15 protein-coding genes are annotated in these 18753 nt (G+C 30.4%); 10 read left to right on the top strand and 5 right to left on the bottom strand.

From position 1 onward, the window contains the following. Window positions 1-56 precede the first annotated feature (56 nt). On the top strand, window positions 57-527 hold the full coding sequence (gene menI, locus MHI13_RS06825; RefSeq protein WP_017174672.1) for a 1,4-dihydroxy-2-naphthoyl-CoA hydrolase MenI: 471 nt from the start codon (window positions 57-59) through the stop codon (window positions 525-527). Between the two features lie 48 nt (window positions 528-575). Here the strand turns inward: menI and MHI13_RS06820 are convergent, their stop codons facing one another. Next, window positions 576-875, bottom strand: a complete 300-nt coding sequence (locus MHI13_RS06820; RefSeq protein WP_054105482.1) for a HesB/YadR/YfhF family protein — start codon at window positions 873-875, stop codon at window positions 576-578. A gap of 142 nt (window positions 876-1017) precedes the next feature. Beyond that, window positions 1018-1626: a glycerol-3-phosphate 1-O-acyltransferase PlsY gene (gene plsY / locus MHI13_RS06815; protein WP_019835482.1), complete on the bottom strand. Its 609-nt coding sequence runs from the start codon at window positions 1624-1626 to the stop codon at window positions 1018-1020. 216 nt (window positions 1627-1842) lie between these two features. On the opposite strand from plsY, the gene parE reads away from it, so the two are divergent. The 6 genes from parE (at window position 1843) to mprF (ending at window position 12901) form a co-directional block, all read left to right on the top strand. After that, a complete protein-coding gene (gene parE, locus MHI13_RS06810; RefSeq protein ID WP_037541070.1) occupies window positions 1843-3831 on the top strand; it encodes a DNA topoisomerase IV subunit B in 1989 nt (662 codons plus the stop codon). Further along, entirely contained in the window at window positions 3828-6227 is a 2400-nt protein-coding gene (gene parC, locus MHI13_RS06805; protein WP_019835481.1) for a DNA topoisomerase IV subunit A, read from the top strand. The genes parE and parC overlap by 4 nt, the downstream gene beginning before the upstream one ends. Before the next feature lie 209 nt (window positions 6228-6436). Continuing rightward, complete coding sequence (locus MHI13_RS06800; RefSeq protein WP_017174677.1) at window positions 6437-7897, top strand: alanine/glycine:cation symporter family protein; 1461 nt, start codon at window positions 6437-6439, stop codon at window positions 7895-7897. 128 nt (window positions 7898-8025) lie between these two features. Beyond that, a complete protein-coding gene (gene glcT / locus MHI13_RS06795; RefSeq protein WP_048762426.1) occupies window positions 8026-8877 on the top strand; it encodes a glucose PTS transporter transcription antiterminator GlcT in 852 nt (283 codons plus the stop codon). A 66-nt stretch (window positions 8878-8943) separates the two neighbouring features. Further along, window positions 8944-10173, top strand: a complete 1230-nt coding sequence (locus tag MHI13_RS06790; RefSeq protein ID WP_054105483.1) for an AI-2E family transporter — start codon at window positions 8944-8946, stop codon at window positions 10171-10173. A gap of 205 nt (window positions 10174-10378) precedes the next feature. Then, window positions 10379-12901 (top strand): bifunctional lysylphosphatidylglycerol flippase/synthetase MprF, encoded by a 2523-nt coding sequence (gene mprF / locus MHI13_RS06785; protein ID WP_054105484.1) that lies wholly within the window; start codon window positions 10379-10381, stop codon window positions 12899-12901. A 37-nt stretch (window positions 12902-12938) separates the two neighbouring features. On the opposite strand, the gene msrA is transcribed toward mprF, so the two are convergent. Then, on the bottom strand, window positions 12939-13454 hold the full coding sequence (msrA, locus tag MHI13_RS06780) for a peptide-methionine (S)-S-oxide reductase MsrA (RefSeq protein WP_070519236.1): 516 nt from the start codon (window positions 13452-13454) through the stop codon (window positions 12939-12941). Window positions 13455-13594: 140 nt separating this feature from the next. Here msrA and MHI13_RS06775 point away from each other — a divergent pair, with 140 nt between their 5' ends. Beyond that, the gene (locus MHI13_RS06775; protein ID WP_017174681.1) at window positions 13595-14572 is read left to right on the top strand and encodes an LCP family protein; all 978 of its coding nucleotides are present in this window, start codon (window positions 13595-13597) and stop codon (window positions 14570-14572) included. An 85-nt stretch (window positions 14573-14657) separates the two neighbouring features. On the opposite strand, the gene MHI13_RS06770 is transcribed toward MHI13_RS06775, so the two are convergent. Beyond that, on the bottom strand, window positions 14658-14843 hold the full coding sequence (locus tag MHI13_RS06770; RefSeq protein WP_017174682.1) for a 2-hydroxymuconate tautomerase: 186 nt from the start codon (window positions 14841-14843) through the stop codon (window positions 14658-14660). Between the two features lie 148 nt (window positions 14844-14991). Here MHI13_RS06770 and MHI13_RS06765 point away from each other — a divergent pair, with 148 nt between their 5' ends. Continuing rightward, window positions 14992-16254 (top strand): Y-family DNA polymerase, encoded by a 1263-nt coding sequence (locus MHI13_RS06765; RefSeq protein WP_017174683.1) that lies wholly within the window; start codon window positions 14992-14994, stop codon window positions 16252-16254. A 51-nt stretch (window positions 16255-16305) separates the two neighbouring features. Here MHI13_RS06765 and MHI13_RS06760 read toward each other — a convergent pair whose 3' ends face one another. Continuing rightward, a complete protein-coding gene (locus tag MHI13_RS06760; protein ID WP_340761035.1) occupies window positions 16306-17118 on the bottom strand; it encodes a prephenate dehydrogenase in 813 nt (270 codons plus the stop codon). Between the two features lie 135 nt (window positions 17119-17253). Between MHI13_RS06760 and MHI13_RS06755 the strand changes: the two genes are divergently transcribed. After that, on the top strand, window positions 17254-18288 hold the full coding sequence (locus MHI13_RS06755; protein WP_054105486.1) for a M42 family metallopeptidase: 1035 nt from the start codon (window positions 17254-17256) through the stop codon (window positions 18286-18288). Window positions 18289-18753 lie beyond the last annotated feature (465 nt).

The following is an 18753-nucleotide window of genomic DNA, read 5'->3' as shown; positions in this document are numbered from 1 at the left end:
TCATCCTTTTTATGTTAATATTGAAAGTGAACTTAATTGGAAAGAGGTACATAAATATGATTTATAGTATGACTGAAATTGAAGCGAGATACCAAGAAACAGATAAAATGGGAGTAATTTATCATGGGAATTATGCTACATGGTTTGAAGTTGCTCGTACTGATTATATTCGTAAATTAGGTTTTAGTTATGCAGATATGGAAAAAGAAGGTATCATCTCACCCGTCGTGGATTTACAAGTTCAATATAAGAAATCCATTTTTTATCCTGAAAAAGTTAAAGTGAAAACATGGGTAGAACATTATTCAAGATTGCGTTCAACGTACTGTTATGAAGTATATAATGAAAAAGGGGAATTAGCTACCACAGGTTCCACTCAGCTATTATGTATTAAAGCAAGTGATTTCAGACCAATTCGTTTAGATCGTTATTTTCCAGAATGGCATCAAGTATATAGTGAAGTCGAAGCATTGAATAACGAAGGTAAGGAATTAGAAGTCACACAACGTAGCGATTTGAATATATAAATATAAGACCATAAATATCTGTAAATATTAGATATTTATGGTCTTTTTTTAATTAGTTGTAGAATAAACAATTTCGTCTTCATGGTCTACTTTTTCAACTAGAACTTCATGATCTTCAAAATACCATAAGTCATCTTCTGAAACTACAACAATTAAATCATTATAATTTTCGTGATAACCTATCTCAACATCATTGCTCAATTCCACACGAAATGCTGGGCTAAAACCTTGTTTAAGTTGAAATTCTCCACCATACCTCACATAAAATTGTAAGACTTTATTCTCTTCAGGTAAATCTAATTCATTTTTAAACCATTCAACTGCTTCATCAGTCAAGTTGATTTTCATTGTATGACCCATCCTTTATATTAATTATTATGATATTTATAATGTAAAAATTGTTTGAACTAAAACATATTGTTCTCATGATTAAACATGAACTGTTTATCATATTTAATTAATAGAACTAATAGTGCAAGAAACACCCATTTTACATCCATTTGATTTTTGGTTCTTCACCTTTAAAAATTCTAATAATATTAGAACGGTGTCTAAAAATTAAAATGATTGATACAAAAGCACTCATTCCAAATAATATGTAATCATGAATAATTAATGAACCTATCACACAGCTGATTGCCGCAATAATACTGGATAATGACACATACTTTGTTAAATATAAAATTCCAAAGAATATGACTGCTAAAATCAAAAGTAAGATTGGATTAACTCCTAACACAACTCCGGCACTTGTGGCTACAGCTTTACCTCCTTTAAATTTAAGATAAATAGGATAAACGTGACCAATTATTGCAAAAATACCGACAATTAATCCATGTGTGAAGAATGTACTAATTGGTCCCTGCGCATGCACTGAAAACCATAATGGGAAAAATACAGTAATGAATCCTTTAAATATATCTAAAAAAGTAACGATAAATCCAGCTGGTTTTCCTAAAACTCTAAAACTATTTGTGGCACCAGTATTACCGCTTCCAAATTCTCTAATATCTTTTTTAAAAAAAACTTTTCCTATAACATAACCATTTGGAATAGCTCCAATGAGATAGCTTAAAATCAACATGAGAACTATCATCATAATTTGTTTACACATCCCTTATATAATGTAGGTATATTTTATCACAAAGTATTCCTGACAACGATTAAAAATTGAAAAAACGTCTTATATATTAAGTTAAATGTTTATCTTATAAAACTCATACTTGCATTTTAATGCGTTTTATATAAGAATAACTATTGTAAAGTTAAAAAAACGAACGTACGTTTGTAGGAGGCGAACGCATTGGCAACAAAAATGACAAATCATTATTCAGATGATTCGATTCAAGTATTAGAAGGACTTGAGGCAGTTAGAAAACGTCCTGGGATGTATATTGGGTCGACTGATAAACGTGGATTACACCATTTAGTATATGAAATTGTCGATAACTCCGTCGATGAAGTTTTAAATGGTTATGGTAATGAAATTGATGTAACAATCAATAAAGATAATAGTATTTCAGTGGAAGATAATGGGAGAGGTATGCCAACTGGTATGCATGCGTCTGGTAAACCTACTGTAGAAGTTATTTTTACTGTATTACATGCTGGAGGTAAATTTGGACAAGGTGGATATAAAACTTCTGGAGGACTTCATGGTGTTGGTGCTTCCGTAGTTAATGCTTTAAGTGAATGGTTAGAAGTTGAAATTCATCGAGATGGACAAATTTATAAGCAATCTTTTAAGGATGGTGGTATTCCAACTTCTGGTTTAGTGAAAGCGGGAAAAACTAAGAAAACAGGTACAAAAGTCACATTTAAACCAGATTCAAGTATTTTTAAAGCAACAACGGCATTTAATTTTGATATATTAAGTGAGCGCTTACAAGAATCTGCATTCTTATTAAAAAACTTAAAAATTACATTGAAAGATCTACGTGATGGAAAAGAACGTGAAGATGTTTATCATTACGAAGAAGGTATTAAAGAATTTGTAAGTTATATCAATGAAGGTAAAGAAGTATTGCATGATGTTACGACGTTTACAGGTGCTGCAAATGGAATCGAAGTAGATGTTGCTTTTCAATATAATGATCAATATTCTGAAAGTATATTAAGTTTTGTTAATAATGTACGTACAAAAGACGGCGGAACTCATGAAGTAGGATTTAAAACAGCAATGACACGCGTATTTAATGACTATGCACGCCGTATCAATGAACTTAAAGATAAAGATAAAAACTTAGATGGTAATGATATTAGAGAAGGATTAACAGCAGTGATTTCTGTACGTATTCCAGAAGAATTACTGCAATTTGAGGGACAAACTAAATCTAAGCTTGGTACATCAGAAGCGCGTAGTGCAGTAGATTCTGTTGTTTCTGAAAAATTACCTTATTATTTAGAGGAAAAAGGACAATTATCTAAATCACTTGTGAAGAAAGCTATTAAAGCGCAACAGGCAAGAGAAGCGGCTCGTAAGGCACGGGAGGATGCACGTTCTGGTAAGAAAAACAAACGTAAAGATACATTATTATCAGGAAAGTTAACGCCTGCTCAAAGTAAGAATACTGAGAAAAATGAATTATATCTTGTCGAAGGTGATTCAGCAGGGGGATCAGCTAAACTTGGAAGAGATAGAAAATTCCAGGCTATTTTACCTTTACGAGGTAAAGTGATTAATACTGAAAAAGCAAAACTTGAAGATATTTTCAAAAATGAAGAAATTAATACAATTATTCATACAATTGGTGCTGGTGTTGGTAATGATTTTAAATTAGAAGATAGTAATTATAATAGAGTTATTATTATGACTGATGCTGATACAGATGGCGCCCATATTCAAGTGTTATTATTAACATTTTTCTTCAAATATATGAGACCTCTTGTTCAAGCAGGTCGTGTTTTTATTGCATTACCTCCGTTATACAAATTAGAAAAAGGTAAAGGGAAATCTAAAAAAGTAGAATATGCTTGGACAGATGATGAATTGGACAAACTTCAAAAACAATTAGGTAAAGGCTTTATTTTACAGCGCTATAAAGGTTTAGGTGAAATGAATCCTGAGCAATTGTGGGAAACTACAATGAATCCTGAGACAAGAACGTTGATTAGAGTCCAAATCGATGATGAAGTACGTTCTTCTAAACGTGTAACAACATTAATGGGAGATAAAGTTGCACCAAGACGTGAATGGATTGAAAATCATGTTGAATTTGGCATGCAAGAAGATCAAAGTATTTTAGATAATACAGAAGTTCAAATACTTGATACTGAAGAATATGATGAGGAGGAAGTCAATTGAGTGAGATAATTCAAGACCTATCACTTGAAGATGTTATTGGTGATCGCTTTGGAAGATATAGTAAATATATTATTCAAGAACGTGCGTTACCGGATGTGCGTGATGGTTTAAAACCTGTACAACGTAGAATTTTATTTGCTATGTATAGTAGTGGCAATACGTATGATAAAAATTTCCGTAAAAGTGCGAAAACAGTTGGGGATGTTATTGGTCAATATCATCCACATGGTGATTCTTCAGTTTATGATGCAATGGTACGTTTAAGCCAAGATTGGAAGTTGCGTCATGTATTAATCGAAATGCACGGTAATAATGGTAGTATTGATAATGATCCACCTGCTGCGATGCGTTATACAGAAGCGAAGTTAAGTCAACTTTCTGAGGAGTTGGTTCGTGACATTAATAAGGAAACAGTGTCCTTTATACCAAACTATGATGACACAACACTTGAACCTATGGTGTTACCGGCAAGATTTCCAAATTTACTAGTAAACGGTTCGACTGGTATTTCGGCAGGATATGCTACTGATATTCCTCCACATAATTTAGGTGAAGTAATTCAAGCAACATTAAAATATATTGATAATCCTAATATTTCAGTAAATCAATTAATGAAATATATCAAAGGTCCTGATTTTCCGACAGGCGGTATTATTCAAGGTATTGATGGTATTAAGAAAGCCTATGAAACAGGAAAAGGAAAAATTGTTGTTCGTTCAAAAGTAGATGAAGAAGCGTTAAGAAATGGACGTAAACAATTAATTGTGACAGAAATTCCTTATGAAGTGAATAAAAGTTCGCTTGTGAAACGTATTGATGAGCTTCGTGCTGATAAAAAAGTAGATGGTATTATTGAAGTACGTGATGAAACAGATCGTACAGGTTTAAGAATTGCTATTGAATTAAAAAAAGATGTTAATTCAGAGTCTATTAAAAACTATTTATATAAAAATTCTGATTTACAAATTACTTATAATTTCAATATGGTCGCTATTAGTGATGGACGTCCAAAATTAATGGGTCTACGTGAAATTATTGACAGCTATTTAAATCATCAAATTGAAGTTGTAGCTAATCGTACAAAATACGACTTAAATCATGCTGAAAAGCGCATGCATATTGTAGAAGGTCTTATGAAAGCTTTATCTATATTAGATGAAGTGATTGCGCTGATTCGTCATTCTAAAAATAAAAAAGATGCAAAAGATAATTTAGTAAAAGAATTTGACTTTACTGAAGCACAAGCAGAAGCCATTGTGATGCTTCAATTATATCGTTTAACTAATACTGATATTGTTGCACTTGAAGAAGAACATGAAGAATTACAAAAATTAATAGAAGCGTACCGAAATATTCTTGATAACCATGACGCATTATTAAATGTTATTAAAAAAGAACTTACAGAGATTCGAAAACGTTTTAAAACATCACGTTTATCTTCAATTGAAGCGGAAATATCAGAAATTAAAATTGATAAAGAAGTTATTGTACCAAGTGAAGAAGTGGTTTTAAGTGTGACTAGACATGGATATATAAAACGTACGTCTACACGTAGCTTTAATGCAAGTGGTGTGACAGAAGTAGGTTTAAAAGAGGGAGATAGTCTACTCAAATACCAAACTGTAAATACTCAAGATACAGCTTTAGTATTTACAAATAAAGGAAGATATCTCTTTATTCCAATTCATAAAATTGCAGATGTGCGATGGAAAGAGTTAGGTCAGCATGTATCGCAAATTGTGCCTTTAGAAGAAAACGAGAGAATTATAGATGTATTTAACGAAAAAACATTTGATGGTAAAGCATTTTATATTATTGCAACTCGTAATGGCATGATTAAAAAGAGTAATCAATCATTATTTAAAACCACGCGATTTAATAAGCCACTCATTGCAACAAAATTAAAAAATGAAGACGAAGTGGTAAATGTACTTCGCATAACTCAAGAACAAATGATTACTGTTATTACACATAAAGGCATGTCATTAACGTATTCTACAGAAGAACTTTCAGATACAGGATTAAGAGCGGCTGGTGTGAAATCTATCAATTTAAAAGATGAAGATTATGTTATTATGACTGATACTGTTGATCAGAATAATTCAATAATTATGGCTACCCAAAGAGGAGCAATAAAACGTATTGCTAAAGATATATTACAAGATGCCAAACGCGCACAAAGAGGTATTACACTTTTAAAAGAATTGAAAAAAAATCCTCATCGTATTGTAGCTGCATATGTTGTCAGAGATGAAACATACTATACACTTTATTCAGATAAACATGCTGAAACAGGTGAAATTTCTAATATTCATCTTTCTGAACAATATACAAATGGTTCATTTGTAGTTGATACAAATGAATTTGGAAATGTAAAATCAATGATAATAAATTAATATGATTTTAAAATTTTTGTTTTCAAGTAATTCATAAGATGATAAAATTAATTTAATATTTAACTATTTATAACTCACAAGAGATTTATATTGTTGATAAGTATATCAAAGTGATGACATGAAAAACATGTACATTTTGACCTTTAATACTACAATATAAATCTCTTGTAATGTATATCATAACAATAATTTTGATGAGAGGGATTTAATTGAGAGATTTTGATAGTTTAATACCTGATTGGTTTAAATCTGTTGTTCAAGTTGGAAATGATTTAATCTGGTCACAGTATTTAATAGGTTTACTATTGACAGTAGGTATCTTCTTTACTATTAGTTCTAAATTTGTTCAATTACGAATGTTACCTGAAATGTTTAGAGCATTAGTTGAAAAACCAGAAACTTTGAAAAATGGAGAGAAAGGTATTTCACCTTTTCAAGCATTTGCTATTAGTGCAGGTTCCCGTGTTGGAACAGGAAATATTGCTGGTGTAGCAACAGCAATTGTGTTAGGGGGTCCTGGGGCAGTTTTTTGGATGTGGATTATCGCATTTATCGGAGCTGCGAGTGCATTTATAGAAGCAACACTTGCACAAGTTTACAAAGTTCATGATAAAGAAGGTGGCTTCCGAGGAGGTCCAGCTTATTACATAACCAAAGGTTTAAATCAAAAATGGCTTGGTATCACATTTGCTGTGTTAATTACTGTTACATTTGCATTTGTATTTAACACTGTTCAATCGAATACTATTGCTGAATCTTTAAGAACACAATATCATATTAGTCCAGTCATTACTGGTATTATTTTGGCTGTCATTACAGCAATCATTATCTTCGGTGGTGTACGTAGTATTGCAACGTTGTCATCTTTAATTGTTCCAATAATGGCTATCGTTTATGTTGGTATAGTTTTATTTATCTTACTAATGAATTTTGATCAAATCATTCCAATGATTGGTACAATTATTAAAAGTGCGTTCGGAATGGAACAAGTCGCTGGTGGCGCGGTAGGTACAGCGATTTTACAAGGTATAAAACGTGGCTTATTCTCTAACGAAGCAGGTATGGGTTCAGCACCCAATGCGGCTGCTACTGCTGCTGTACCACATCCAGTAAAACAAGGATTACTTCAATCTTTAGGTGTCTTCTTCGATACAATGCTTGTTTGTACAGCAACAGCTATTATGATTTTACTTTACTCAGGCTTAAAATTTGGTGAAAAAGCGCCACAAGGTGTAGAAGTTACACAATCTGCATTGAATGAACATCTTGGTTCTCCAGGTGGTATCTTCTTAACTGTCGCGATTACGCTATTTGCATTTTCTTCTGTAGTTGGTAATTACTATTACGGACAATCTAATATAGAATTTCTATCTAAAAATAAAGCAATTTTATTTATTTTTAGATGCTTAGTTGTTGTATTAGTATTTATAGGCGCAGTTGTTAAAACTGAAACCGTATGGAGTACAGCGGACTTATTTATGGGATTAATGGCCATTGTAAACCTTGTTTCCATTATAGGTCTTTCAAATATTGCATTTGCTGTTATGAAAGATTATATTCAACAAAAACGTGCCGGTTTAAAACCGGTATTTAAACCAGAAAACCTTGAGATTAATTTATTTGGTATTGAATCTTGGGGACGCGAAGATAAAATATCTAAAAAACATTAATAATTTAAATCAACACTTCTTTTCTCCATCTCTTAGAGTAATGCGAGAAAGAAGTGTTTTTTAAAAGAATGACTTTTCAAATATAATGTTTAACTATATAATTTTAATAGTAAAAAAGGATGATAATGATGAGCAAATATCATATTTCAAAAATTTTAAATAATAACGTCATCATATGCATCAATAGTAATCAAGAAGTTATTTTAATCGGTAAAGGCATTGGTTTTAATAAAAAGCCTGGAATGGTCGTAGATGATAATGCTTCTATTGAGAAAGTGTATAAATTAGATCAAAAACAACAACAAGAATATTATAAATCTCTAGTTGAAATAGCTGATGAAGAGGTCTTACAGGCAATTATTGAATCAGTTAACTATATTACAAGTACAACTTATATGAAAGATGATAAACAACTAGTCATTGCCTTAACCGATCATATTACTTTTGCATATAAACGCTTAAAACAAAATCAAATAATTAGTAATCCCTTTGCAATGGAAACTAAACATTTATATAGTGAGGCATATGATATCGCCACACAAGTTATACAGCGATTAAATGAGAAATTAGACGTCACATTTCCTGATGATGAAATAGGTTTTATAGCATTGCATATTGCTTCAAATAAAGAAGATTTACCTATGAGTGAAATATCTTTAATTAATAAAATGATAAGTAAATGTGTATTAATTATCGAAAATGACATAGGGTATCCTGTAAATCCTCGAACTGTTCAATATCAACGATTTATTAGACATATTCAATTCCTAATTCGTCGTTTAAATAAAAAGGAATACGTTCATGCACAAGATGAGTTTATCAATATGGTCAAAACATATTACCCTAATTGTTATAGTACAGCATATAAGATTTCTAAAGTTATTCAAAAAGATCTAGATATTGATATAGATGATTCAGAAATTGTTTATTTAGCTTTGCATATTTATCATTTTCAATCTCAAAATAACACACAAAATTAATAAGCTACATGGTATGATATAATATAGATTATTTTATTTTAGATTAAAGGGTACGGTGAAAATGATATGTCAATGGACCACAAAAAGGTTGAAGGAAAGAAAGCTAATAAGCTAAGCTTTTCTGAAACACGCTTTATGAAGTTTTTGGGTGGTAAAGATTTATTATTTGCGCTAGTTTCATTAGTATTACTTGGTATTACTATATTCATCTTTGACAAAATTTCTTATGTTTTTCAGCCTTTTGTCATTATCTTTAATACTATTGCAGCGCCAATTATTTTATCGCTTATTTTGTATTATTTGTTAAATCCAGTAATTAATTTGATGGAACGTTATAATATTCCAAGATTATTAGCAATTATAATAGTCTTTTTAGTGATTATTGGAGGCGCAACATTAATTATCGATTTATTAATTCCTGTGATTGGTGATCAAATTAAACAACTTGCAAGTAACTTCCCAAAATATATTGAAAAATTTAATAGAGCTATTGATAAAGTGACACATATGTCTATTTTATCTTCATTTTATAATCAAATTCAGGAATGGCTTGATTCTACTTCTAAAAAGATTCCATCGTTAACGTCAGATTATTTTAGTGGATTTGGAACTAAAATTAGAACATTTGCAGAAGCTATTGTGAATGTCGGTGTTGTGATTGCAACTACACCATTTGTATTATTCTTTATGTTGAAAGATGGAACTAAATTTAGAGACTATACAACTAAAATTATGCCACCTAAATTTAGAAAAGACTATCATGATTTATTAGAAAAAATGAGTGTACAGGTCGGATCATATATTCAAGGCCAAATTATTGTATCATTTTGTATTGGTATTTTATTGTTTATTGGTTATTCGATTATTGGTTTGGATTATGGGTTAGTTCTAGCTTCAATTGCTGCAGTAACGAGTGTAGTCCCATACTTAGGACCAACAATTGCAATTTCTCCGGCAATTATTATTGCGATTATTACTTCACCGTTTATGCTATTAAAATTGATTATTGTGTGGACGTTAGTTCAATTTATTGAAGGTCATTTTATTTCTCCTAATATTATGGGGAAAACATTAAAAATTCATCCTCTAACAATTATCTTTATTTTATTAAGTGCGGGTAATTTGTTAGGTATTGTAGGAGTTATTTTAGGTATTCCTGGCTATGCTATTTTAAAAGTATTAGCTTCTCACATTTTCTTATTATTTAAACGTCGTTACAATGAATATTATGGTGACGATGCAGGTCAATATGAAATTAAAAAAGAAGAACATAAAAATTACACAGAAGCAGAATAAAGCACTATATTAAAAAGCCTGAGACATAATGAGTTGTCTTAGGCTTTTTAATATAGTACTAATCATCTTGCAAAAGTGGGACGATGAATTCTCTTCCACTCTCTTTTATCTAACAATTATGTTAGTTCAATAGTCTAAAGATATATAACTAGAATATGATATGATATATTTTATATTAATATAATGTAAAGGATAATAATGAATAATGACTGAAGAACATAAAAATAGATTAATATCTATATTAAAAGTGGTATTTGCTATCACACTTTTTATTGTAGTAGTTGCTACTTTATATCATGAATTGTCACATATTAACTTCAAACAAACATTAGAAGCATTTAGTAAAATCAATCGATGGTTTTTAATTGGTTTATTTATATGTGGTGGCGCATCAATGCTACTTTTAAGTTTATATGATGTCATTCTTGTTAAAACTTTAAAGTTGAGTATACCACTGAACAAAGTATTTCGTTTGAGTTATATTATTAATGCATTTAATGCTATTGTTGGATTTGGTGGATTTATAGGCGCAGGATTTAGAACATTTATTTATAAAAATTATACTTCTGATAGAAAAAGATTACTTCACGCTATTTCAATCATATTAGTTTCAATGTTAACTGGTTTAAGCTTCTTATCTATTTTAGTCGTACTTCATATTTTCGATGCTTCTCATATTCTTGATAAAGTACGTTTTGTAAAATGGGTATTGTACGTAGTCGCTTTATTTTTACCTATTTTTATAGTGTATACAGTCGTTAAACCGGTTACTGAACATAATAAATTGGTAGGGATATATTGCACGCTTGTTTCAAGTATTGAATGGATAGCTGCTGCTGTTGTACTTTACTTGTCGGCATGGATTATTGATATTCATGTAGCTTTTACAACATTACTTGGTATTTTTATTATTGCTGCACTCTCTGGACTGATTAGTTTTATTCCAGGTGGATTCGGGGCATTTGATTTAGTTGTTTTATTAGGACTAAAATCTTTAGATATTCCTGAAGAAAAAATATTGATTGCCTTACTGCTATATCGTTTTGCTTATTATTTTGTACCTATTATCATTGCTTTAATTCTATCTACGTTTGAATTTGGCAATTCTGCGCGTAAGTACTTTGAAGAATCTAAATATTTTGTACCCGCTAAAGATGTTACCTCATTCATACTGTCTTATCAAAAAGATATTATTTCAAAAATCCCAGCATTTGCTTTATCTATTCTTGCACTATTAACAAGTTTTATTTTCTTTATTAATAATGTGACGATTGTTTATGATGGATTATATGATGCTGATCATTTTATTTACTATCTCATGTTGTCTATTCATACAAGTGCATGTTTAATATTACTTGTTAATGTAAGGGGTATATATAAGCAAAGTAAGAGAGCAATTATTTATTCAATGATTTCACTTGTGTTAATATTTCTTGCAACGTTATATACGTATGCTTCTATCATGTTACTTACATGGCTCATCATTATTTTTATCTTACTTATTTTAGCTTATCGACGTGCGAAAGTATTTAAACGTCCATTTAGATTAAAAAACTTAATATTTACCTTAGTCATTAGTGTGATTGTTTTATATATTAATCATTTCATTATTTCTGAAACTTTATATGCTTTAGATTTATATCACTTGGAAATGGATACGTCATTATTAAAATACTATTTCTGGTTAACTGTGATAGTTGTTATATTATTAATTGTTGGTATTGCATGGTTATTTGGTCGTCGCTTTGAACGCCCACATCAATTACAAGAATATTCTCAATGTAAATCAATCATAGAAACATATGGAGGGAATTATTTAAGTCATTTGATATATAGCGGTGATAAAGATGTATTTATGTATGACAGTGAACAAGCTTTTCTTATGTATAGATATAAATCAAATGCGCTGGTCGTATTGGGAGATCCAATTGGAAATACGGCATCATTCCAATCATTGTTGGCTGATTTCTATAGTTATGCTGAAAAGTTAGGTTATGATGTCATTTTCTATCAAGTATCTGATCGTTTTATGCCGTTGTATCATAATTTTGGAAATCAATTTTTTAAATTAGGCGAAGAGGCTATTATTGATTTAACACAATTTACTACTTCTGGAAAAAAAAGACGTGGTTTTAGAGCAACACTGAATAAATTTAATGATTTAAATATTAAATTTGACATTATAGAACCACCATTTTCTAAAGCGTTTATAGAAGAGCTTAGAAAAGTAAGTGATAAGTGGCTCGATGGACGTACTGAAATGCATTTTTCTGTTGGGCAATTTACAGAACAGTATTTAGATAAAGCCCCAATTGGAATTATGAAAAATGAAGAAGGTAAGATTATTGCTTTTTGTACATTAATGCCGACATACTATAACGAAGCAATTTCAGTAGATTTAATTCGTTGGTTACCTGAATTAGATTTACCTCTAATGGATGGATTATATCTACATATGTTATTATGGGGTAAAGAAAAAGGGTATAAAGCTTTTAACATGGGTATGGCTACCTTATCAAATGTAGGTCAACTCGATTATTCTTATTTACGAGAACGTATTGCGGGACGTGTGTTTGAACATTTTAATGGTTTATATCGTTTTCAGGGGTTACGAAGATATAAAGAAAAATATAGTCCCCAGTGGGAACCGCGATTTTTGGTGTATAGAAAAGATAGTTCTCTCTGGTACAGTATGTTAAAAGTAATGCGAGTGATTAGACATAAATAAAAAAGATATCCGAAAACAATTTCGGATATCTTTTTTATTATGAGTTAGAACGAGGATCATAATTTGCGCGATTTCGCTGTTCTTGTGCGTAACGTTCAGGATTTTTTTTATAGAAATTTTGATGATATTCTTCTGCTTTATAAAAATTTGAAGCGGGAAGAACCTTAGTAGCAATGGCTTTATCAGAATGCATCGTTTGTTCTAAATCTTTGATATAGTTAATCGCAACTTTTCTTTGATCATCATTTGTATAAAAAATAGCTGTTTGATACTGTGACCCTCTATCTTGGAATTGACCCCCAGCATCTAATGGATCAATGACTGAAAAAAATATTTCTAATAATTTATGATAAGAAAATAAAGCAACATCATACTCTATTTTAACAGTTTCATAGTGTCCAGTAGTTCCGCTCTTTACTTGTTCATAGGTTGGATTTTTAACTGATCCTCCCATAAAACCTGATGTTACTGATTCAATACCTTCAAATTGATCAAACGGTTTTGTCATACACCAGAAACAGCCTCCTGCGAAGTATGCTGTATTAATATTCATTTACGCCATCCTTTCATAACACCTTTGTAATATTTATTGAAAACACTTGATTTTTTAAGATATTTTATATAACTTATTTATATATTATAGTATATCCGAATATTATTTTGAAGATTTTAGAGAGTGTAAGGTAGGTAAATATGACAGAAGAGAAGGATAATACAATATTAAGACGACAAACGGGGACAACGATACCTTCTAAACGACGCAAGAAGAAAAAACTTCGAAAATTACCTTTTGTAATACTGATTATTGTAGTTTTACTTATTGCAATGATTACGTATGTCGTTCATGGATATCAAAGTGGTATGAAATATGCACAAGAACATGCAAAAGATATTAAAATTCATAAATTTAATGGAGCCGTTAAAAATGACGGGAAAATCACAGTATTAATGCTCGGTGCTGACCAAGCTAATGGTGGAAAATCAAGAACTGACTCTATTATGGTTGTACAGTATGACTATATTAAGAAAAAAATGAAAATGATGTCAATTATGCGTGATATTTATGCGGAAATTCCTGGTTATGACAAATATAAAATTAATGCTGCATACTCACTTGGGGGACCAGAGTTGTTGAGACAAACACTAAATAAAAATTTAGGTATTAATCCTGAATACTATGCAGTCATTGATTTCACTGGCTTTGAAAAAATGATTGATGAATTAGAACCTAATGGTGTGCCAATTGATGTTGAAAAAGATATGTCAGAAAATATAGGGGTTTCATTAAAAAAAGGACACCATCGATTAAACGGTAAAGAATTATTAGGTTATGCGAGATTTAGACATGATCCAGAGGGAGACTTTGGACGTGTGAGACGTCAACAACAAGTTATGCAAACACTTAAGAAAGAATTGATTACCCCAAGTACAATCGTGAAATTACCTAAAGTAGCTGGTATATTGAGAGGATATATTAATACAGATATGCCAAACTCAGCTATTTTCCAAACAGGACTAAGTTTTGGAATACGAGGCGATAAAAATGTGGAAACACTAACTGTACCGTTAAAAAATTCTTATCAAAATATCAATACTAATAACGATGGTAGTGCATTAGATATTGATAAAGAGAAAAATAAAAAAGCAATAGAATCATTTTTAGACGAATAATAAATAAGCAGGCCAAAGTGGCCTGCTTATTTATTATCTATTTAACTACAATAATATTATTATGTAAACTTTGAAGATTATAATATTATTGATCTGATTTTCTTACGCCAGCTACACCGTAGTGATTTTTCTTCATTTCATCAATGACTACATGGATTGCTTCTCTATTTGCGCCTGTTGTTTTCTCTACTGCATTTGTAACCTCAGTGACTAAGTTTTTTAATTGCTCATCTGAGCGTCCTTCTAATAATTTTACATTTACAATCGGCATGATGTTTTCCTCCTTACATAATTATGTGCTTAGTATATCATTTTTAAAAAATGAACTTCAAGATATTTAAATAGAACATTTGTTCTTTTTAATGTTGTAAGAGAACAAGTATTCTTATATAATTGAATTATCTAAGGAGGGGGTTGATATGTATGATTATAATTTACTTGAAGATAGAGACATACTATGTGTAGATCAGAAAAGTTTTTATGCTAGTGTGTCTTGTATAGAAAAAGGATTAGATCCTTTAATGACAAAATTAGCAGTGGTAGCTGACACTAAGCGACAAGGATCTGTTGTTTTGGCAGCAACACCTAAATTAAAAGAACTTGGTATTAAAACGGGATCTAGATTATTTGAAATTCCACAACGTAATGATATTTATATTATTAATCCAAGTATGAGAAGATATCTAGAAGTATCATTAGAAATTTCTAAAATTGCTCTTAAATATGTTCCAGGGGAAGATTTACATCAGTATAGTATTGATGAATTTTTTATGGATGTAACAAATAGCTACCATCTTTTTAATACTACAGTATATTCTTTTGCTAAGTGTTTTCAAAAAGAAATTTTGGATAAGACGGGAATATACTGCACAATAGGTATTGGATCTAACTTGTTACTTAGTAAAGTAGCTATGGATATCGAAGCTAAACACACCAAAGAAGGTATTACTGAGTGGCGGTATCATGACATTCCCGATAAATTATGGTGTATTTCACCATTAAAATCATTTTGGGGAATCAATAAAAAAACAGAAATAAAGTTAAATAAAAAAGGAATTATTACAATAGGTGATTTAGCCCATTATCCTCATAGATATTTGAAGAAAGACTTTGGTATATTAGGCACTGATATGCATTTACATGCTAACGGTATAGATCAAAGTAAAATAAGAGAAAAAAGTAAAATTAATAATCCAACTATATGTAAAAGCCAAATTTTGATGAGAGACTATCAATTTAATGAAACAAAAATTGTGATGCAAGAGTTGATTGAAGATGTTGCTTGTAGATTAAGAGAAAGAAAGCAATTAGCACGTACTATACATTTTTCATTTGGATATACTCAAGGTGGAGGAATACATAAACAACACACTTTAACTGATGCTACAAATCTAGAACAAGATATATTTAAAGTCGTTAATGATTATGCGAATCAGTTGTGTGATAAACAGGCTTTGTATCGTACGTTAAGTGTTTCACTAACACAGTTCATTAATGAAGAAAATCGACAATTAAATTTATTTGTAGATGAATATAAAAGACAAAGAGATGAAAATTTAGCTAAAACGATTGATACGTTACAAAAGAAATATGGTAAAGGCATCGTTTCAAAAGCAATTTCTTATACTGAATCTGGAACAAAACATAATAGATTAGGATTAATGGCAGGTCATAAAATGTAAATAAACGGAAGTAGGTCAAAACTCATTTTGAATTTTGGCCCACTTCTATTTTTATGGAATATAAGTATCAAATTCATTTAAAGCAACAATACCTAATTCACGATCTTTTGGAGTTTTAAAGGTAACTTGTAAAGCACCTAAAATATCCTCACGAACTTCTAAAATTTTTAAGTTTCTTATAGAAATATTATGTAAACTAAGTATAGAAGTAACTTTATTAATCATACCCGCTTTATCTGGAATATCAATATATAAATCATACCCAACATTGACTACACCATGTTGCTTAAGAGGTAATTGATCTCTAAAAATTTTTGCATCTTCAAAGACATGTTCTTTCGCATTAGTAATAATAAATTTAGCTAGTGTAGGGGAGAGCAAATATTGTAATGTTTTAGCCGCTTGTGTATTACGTTCATCATCGTAAACTAAAATATAGTATGCATTTTCAAATAAGTGTTTTTTAGAATTAAGGACACCAGATTTATGGCTACCAGCCATTGGATGCCCACTAACAAGATGAATATTTGATTCTAATAAACGTTTTTCAAAATTTTGAATGATAAGTTTTGTACTGCCAGTATCCGTTACAATCAAATGTGATTTGGTTTCATAATTAGGTAATGAATTTAGATATATTGCTGTTTGATGAACTGGAGTAGCAAAGATAATAATATCCGCTTCCTTAACACCAAGAGCATAATCATTAATCTTTTTGTCAATTATACCAATAGACATTGCTTTATCTAATTGAGTTACATCAGTATCATAGGCAGAAATTATAAGATCAGATTGATAAAATTTTAAATTACTAGCTAAGCTTCCACCAATTAATCCTAAACCAACAAATAAAATATTTTTCATATGAGCCCTCCTTATTTCTAAATATTCAGAATATCTATATTTTAAATTAGTCATTCATTTTAAACAATACTATTCATTAGAGTTCACTATTTATCTAGGTTAAAATATATTTAAAGTATTAAAGGGGGAAGTTGAATGGAATCAAAGATATTAGAATTAATTCAAAACTTAACTAACATTAATAGTCCTTCGGGAAATGCTTATAATGCAATAAGTTATGTAAAACAAAAAGTAGAACATTTAGGATATTCAACTCAATTAACAAATAAAGGTGCATTAATTATCACAGTTGAGGGTGAAGATAATGAACGTCAACGTTGTATTACTGCTCATGTAGATACTTTAGGTGCAATGGTAAAAGAAATTAAAGAAGATGGTCGTTTAACAATCGATCTAATTGGTGGATTTAAATATAATGCGATTGAAGGAGAATATTGTCAGATTGAAACAGACTCTGGCGAAACGTACACAGGGACAATATGTTTACATGAAACAAGTGTTCATGTATATCGCGAAAATGAAAAAATACCAAGAGATATTGAACATATGGAAGTCCGTATAGACGAAAAAACGTCTTCTAAGAAAGAGACAGAAGATTTAGGAATAGAAGTAGGTAATTTTATTAGCTTTGATCCAAGAACAGAAATAACATCATCTGGATTTATTAAATCCCGACACTTAGACGATAAAGCAAGTGTAGCAATGATATTAGATTTATTAGAAAGAATAAAAAATGAACAAATTAAATTACCACATACTATTCAATTTTATATTTCTAATAATGAGGAAATAGGATATGGAGCGAATGCATCTATTTCTAATAAAACTGTAGAATTTATTGCTTTTGATATGGGAGCACTTGGAGAGGGACAATCTTCTGACGAATATACAGTATCTATTTGTGCTAAAGATGCGTCTGGACCTTATCATAAAGAATTAAAAACACATCTAGTAAACTTATGTAAATTTAATCATATTCCGTATAAAATAGATATTTATCCTTATTATACGTCAGATGCGTCTGCAGCATTAAAAGCAGGAGCAGATATTAAACATGGATTATTTGGAGCTGGTATTGAGTCCTCTCATGCACTGGAACGAACACATATTGATTCTATACATGCCGCTCAAAACTTATTATATGCCTATTGCTTGTCATCAATAAATTGAAATAAATATTGACAAGGAAGATTTATTTATGTATTATACTGAATTATAATAATATTTTAATAATTCTGAGAATTGAGTAGAAGATATGTGATGTAGCAAATAGAAAGCTAATGGATGATGTAAATTAGCACAGCATATGTTTGAATTGGACTTAGAAGATTAAATTTAATAACAGTAAAGTGAACATGTAATGTTAATTAAGGTGGCACCACGGTAACGCGTCCTTATCTATGGAACGTAATCGTGGTGTCTTTTTGGTATAAATATAGTAATTATTAGCTAGATAATCATAGAAAGTTAGTGGTTGATGAAAACTAACATCACTAATAATGAAATTGGGTTTATACTTATAAAAAATCAAATAAAAAATAAGTGAACTTTAAATATTTTGACAATTCTAAATATTTAGTTAATTAAGGTGGTACCGCGCGTCAGCGTCCTTTTAAATAAGGATGCTGATATTTT

The sequence above is a fragment of the Staphylococcus sp. FSL K6-0223 genome (assembly GCF_038008285.1).
The sequence above is the reverse complement of the archived record's forward strand: the minus strand, read 5'-3'. Positions and strand labels throughout refer to the sequence as shown.

Excerpts from the sequence above, each read along its gene's own strand:
- menI (WP_017174672.1), top strand. The coding sequence starts at position 57 with ATGATTTATAGTATGACTGAAATTGAAGCGAGATACCAAGAAACAGAT.
- MHI13_RS06820 (WP_054105482.1), bottom strand. The coding sequence starts at position 875 with ATGAAAATCAACTTGACTGATGAAGCAGTTGAATGGTTTAAAAATGAA.
- plsY (WP_019835482.1), bottom strand. The coding sequence starts at position 1,626 with ATGATGATAGTTCTCATGTTGATTTTAAGCTATCTCATTGGAGCTATT.
- parE (WP_037541070.1), top strand. The coding sequence starts at position 1,843 with ATGACAAATCATTATTCAGATGATTCGATTCAAGTATTAGAAGGACTT.
- glcT (WP_048762426.1), top strand. The coding sequence starts at position 8,026 with ATGAGCAAATATCATATTTCAAAAATTTTAAATAATAACGTCATCATA.
- MHI13_RS06790 (WP_054105483.1), top strand. The coding sequence starts at position 8,944 with ATGTCAATGGACCACAAAAAGGTTGAAGGAAAGAAAGCTAATAAGCTA.
- mprF (WP_054105484.1), top strand. The coding sequence starts at position 10,379 with ATGACTGAAGAACATAAAAATAGATTAATATCTATATTAAAAGTGGTA.
- msrA (WP_070519236.1), bottom strand. The coding sequence starts at position 13,454 with ATGAATATTAATACAGCATACTTCGCAGGAGGCTGTTTCTGGTGTATG.
- MHI13_RS06775 (WP_017174681.1), top strand. The coding sequence starts at position 13,595 with ATGACAGAAGAGAAGGATAATACAATATTAAGACGACAAACGGGGACA.
- MHI13_RS06770 (WP_017174682.1), bottom strand. The coding sequence starts at position 14,843 with ATGCCGATTGTAAATGTAAAATTATTAGAAGGACGCTCAGATGAGCAA.
- MHI13_RS06765 (WP_017174683.1), top strand. The coding sequence starts at position 14,992 with ATGTATGATTATAATTTACTTGAAGATAGAGACATACTATGTGTAGAT.
- MHI13_RS06760 (WP_340761035.1), bottom strand. The coding sequence starts at position 17,118 with ATGAAAAATATTTTATTTGTTGGTTTAGGATTAATTGGTGGAAGCTTA.
- MHI13_RS06755 (WP_054105486.1), top strand. The coding sequence starts at position 17,254 with ATGGAATCAAAGATATTAGAATTAATTCAAAACTTAACTAACATTAAT.